Raw genomic sequence first — 3,349 nt, forward strand, 5'->3', positions numbered from 1 at the left:
GCTTCGATGAGAGCATTCACAGCGCTTCTGAAAAATCCGCGTCTGGCTGAAAACGTGGACATGATGGTCTCCTTTGCAGGGCAATAAGACTCGTTCCTCCACGTCGAAAACGTAAGGTCTGCTGACCTATTTGAAAATCGCTGATTCTGCATGGCGTCTATGCGCAAAAGCGATGCTCTGACCAAGCCCCACCGATTGTGAGGCGGCTGACGCTGTAGCACTCTGACTTGCGCTGATTTTCTCCGGACCGACGATCGGCGTAGCAAAAGTCGATTCCGATTTTCGGGGTCATGCGCTACGGTCGCACCAACATCCGAGGAGAGGCCATATGTTCCAGACCTTTGATTCCGCCGGCGACCCCGCCGTCGGCAAGCCGCGTGTTGCGTTGCTCCGTCAATGGCTTGCGGCCAACGGGCTGGATGGCTTCATCGTGCCTCGTGCCGACGAGCATCAGGGCGAATATGTCGCCGACCGCTCGGCGCGGCTAAAATGGCTGACCGGCTTCAGCGGCTCGGCCGGCGTCGCCATCGTGCTCGGCGACCGTGCTTTCATGTTCGTCGACGGGCGCTACACGCTGCAGGTTCGCCAGGAGGTCGATCTCGACATCTTCTCGATCGAAAGCCTGGTCGACAATCCGCCCCCCACCTGGATCAAGGACAATCTCGGCAAGGGCGTGCGGCTTGGCTTCGATCCGTGGCTGCAGACGATCGGCGACGTCAAGGCGCTGAAAGCTTCGGCCGAAAAATCGGGGGCGACATTGGTGCCGCTCGAGAGGAATCCAATCGATGCCATCTGGAAGGACCAACCCGAACCACCGCTGGCGCCGGTCGAGCTCCATCCGATCGCGTTTGCCGGCGAACTGGCCAAGGACAAGCTGGCACGGCTGGCCGAGGCCATTGGCAAGGATGGCGCCACCCATACCGTGCTGACCGACCCGTCCTCCATCGCCTGGGTCTTCGACATCCGCGGCGGCGACGTGCCGCATACGCCGCTGGCGCTCGGCTTCGCCGTGCTCGCCGCCGACGGGTCGCACCTGCTTTTCATGGACCAGCGCAAGTTTTCGCGGACCGTCGCGGCCTATCTGACGCAGCTCGCCGAATTGCACGAACCCGGTGAATTCGAAGCGGCGATCGCAGGATTGGCCAAGGGTGGCGCAAGAATCGCGCTGGACCCGGTGCTGGCGGCGGAGAAACTGAGAATGCTGGTCGAGGACAATGGTGGCACCGTCATCACTGCACCTGATCCTGCCCGCATTCCACGCGCGACGAAAAACCAGGCCGAGATCAACGGCGCCCGCGCCGCGCATCGCCGCGATGGCGCCGCCGTAGCCAAGCTGCTTTGCTGGCTCGACCGTCAGGAACCTGGCAAGCTCGACGAGATCGCAGTCGTCACCAAGCTCGAGGAGTGCCGCCGCAGCACCGGCGAGGAAACGCAGATGCCGCTGCGCGACCTCTCCTTCGACACCATCTCGGGCGCCGGTCCGAACGGCGCCATCATGCACTACCGTGTCTCCCGTGCCACCAGCCGAAAGCTTCAGTCTGGCGAGCTGTTCCTGCTCGATTCCGGCGGGCAGTACCAGGACGGCACCACCGACATCACCCGCACCGTGCCGATCGGCAAGCCGACCGAGGAAATGCGCGAACGCTTCACATTGGTGCTAAAAGGCATGATCGGCATTTCCATGCTGCGCTTTCCGCCGGGCACGCGCGGCTCCGAGATCGATGCTGTGGCGCGCCTGGCTCTATGGAAACACGGTTGCGATTTCGCCCATGGCACAGGCCACGGCGTCGGCTCCTATCTGGCAGTGCACGAGGGCCCGCAGCGCATCGCCAGGACCGGCACCGAAAAGCTGCTGGCAGGCATGATCGTCTCCAACGAGCCGGGCTACTACAAGGAAGGCTCTTACGGCATCCGCATCGAGAATCTCGTCCTGGTGACGCCGGCCGAGCCGATAGAGGGCGGCGACATCGCCATGCACGGCTTCGAGACACTGACGCTGGCGCCTATCGACGTCAGGCTGGTGCGATCCGACCTATTGACGCGCGACGAGCTACATTGGCTCGACATATACCACGCGCGCGTGCTGGCCGAGATCGGACCAATGCTCGACGGCGAGACGCTGGCCTGGCTGGAAAAGGCAACCGCCCCGCTGCCGCACGACCAGAAGATTTGATTCTCGGAGCGGCGGTGGGCAGGTTTCGTCTACCCGACGAACTGCCGGGCGAGGACCAGCACGGCGGCGCCGGCCAAAAACATCGCCATCAGCCCGCCGCGCAGCGAGACCAGCCCGGCGACGATCAGAGCCGCCCATTCCGCCGGCCCGGCGCCCAGTGCCGCCGGCGCCACCAGCGTAGTCAGCACCGCCGCCGGCACGGCGTTCAGCCCGGCCTCGACGCGCGGATGGATGCTTTCGAAGCGCGAGATCACCAGATGTCCGCCGATGCGGGTGAGATAGGTCGCGATCGCACCGGCGACGATGATCCATAAAGTCGTGCTCATGGCCGCGCCTCCACACCGCTGTGGTGCGGCGGCAGGATGACCGCGAGCAGCACGCCGGCCACGGCGCCGATGGAGACGTGCCAGGGCGAGCCTACCGTCTTGTAGGCGATGATGGAGGCAGCGGCGCTGGCGACGACCACCGGCAGCCACAGCGGCCGTTTGCGAAAGCTCATGACCAGTCCGAGAAAATAGATCGGCAGCAGGAAATCGATGCCCAGCGCATGTGTATCGGGAATGAGCTTGCCGAACACCGCGCCAAGCGCGCTTTCGGTCACCCAGAACACATAGACCGGGAGGCCAAGCCCCATGTACCAGGCAAAGCCGACGGTTTCGCCGGCCTCCGCCTTGCGCTCAGCCACCGCGAACTGCGGATCGGTCAGGATGAAATAGCCGACAGCCTGTTGCACCAGCGGCCAATGTGCGATGCGCCGGCCGATGCCCGCCGAGTAAAGCACATGGCGGAAATTCACGGCGAAGATCGACAGCACGATCAGCCATGGCGCGACATGCTGCCCGAACAATTCGATGCCGACCATCTGGCTGGCGCCACCGAAAACCATGGCACTCATCAGGAAGGCTTCCAGCACCGAAAAACCGTTGTCGACGGCGATAGCGCCGAACAGCAGCGCAAACGGCGCCGACGCCACCACGACAGGCATCGAGAGCCGCACGCCTTGCCAGAATTCGCTCTTCGCACCGTTTTCGGGGATTGCTTCCGCCGACATCAGCCACTCCTTAGAGCGCCGCTCGTCCTGTGGACGCGAACGCTCTAACGCTTTGAATCCACGCATCGGCTCATCCGAAAATCGATCCCGAGTTCGGGCCGATGCGGGAAAGGCCGTATGTAGGG

The 3,349-nt window shown here is 63.6% G+C and carries 3 protein-coding genes; 1 reads left to right on the forward strand and 2 read right to left on the reverse strand.

Going from position 1 to position 3,349, the window contains the following annotated elements:
• Nucleotides 1–328 precede the first annotated feature (328 nt).
• On the forward strand, nt 329–2,173 hold the full coding sequence (locus tag EOA86_RS27560; RefSeq protein WP_128344565.1) for an aminopeptidase P family protein: 1,845 nt from the start codon (nt 329–331) through the stop codon (nt 2,171–2,173).
• A gap of 29 nt (nt 2,174–2,202) precedes the next feature.
• Here the strand turns inward: EOA86_RS27560 and EOA86_RS27565 are convergent, their stop codons facing one another.
• Nucleotides 2,203–2,499 carry an AzlD family protein gene (locus EOA86_RS27565; RefSeq protein ID WP_127208099.1) on the reverse strand — a complete coding sequence of 99 codons (297 nt, stop codon included), beginning with the start codon at nt 2,497–2,499 and terminating at the stop codon, nt 2,203–2,205.
• The gene (locus EOA86_RS27570) at nt 2,496–3,224 is read right to left on the reverse strand and encodes an AzlC family ABC transporter permease (RefSeq protein WP_128344566.1); all 729 of its coding nucleotides are present in this window, start codon (nt 3,222–3,224) and stop codon (nt 2,496–2,498) included. Before EOA86_RS27570 ends, EOA86_RS27565 begins: the two co-directional genes overlap by 4 nt.
• Between the last annotated feature and the right edge of the window lie 125 nt (nt 3,225–3,349).

The sequence above is a fragment of the Mesorhizobium sp. M5C.F.Ca.IN.020.32.2.1 genome (assembly GCF_004023105.1).
Lineage (GTDB): Bacteria > Pseudomonadota > Alphaproteobacteria > Rhizobiales > Rhizobiaceae > Mesorhizobium > Mesorhizobium wenxiniae.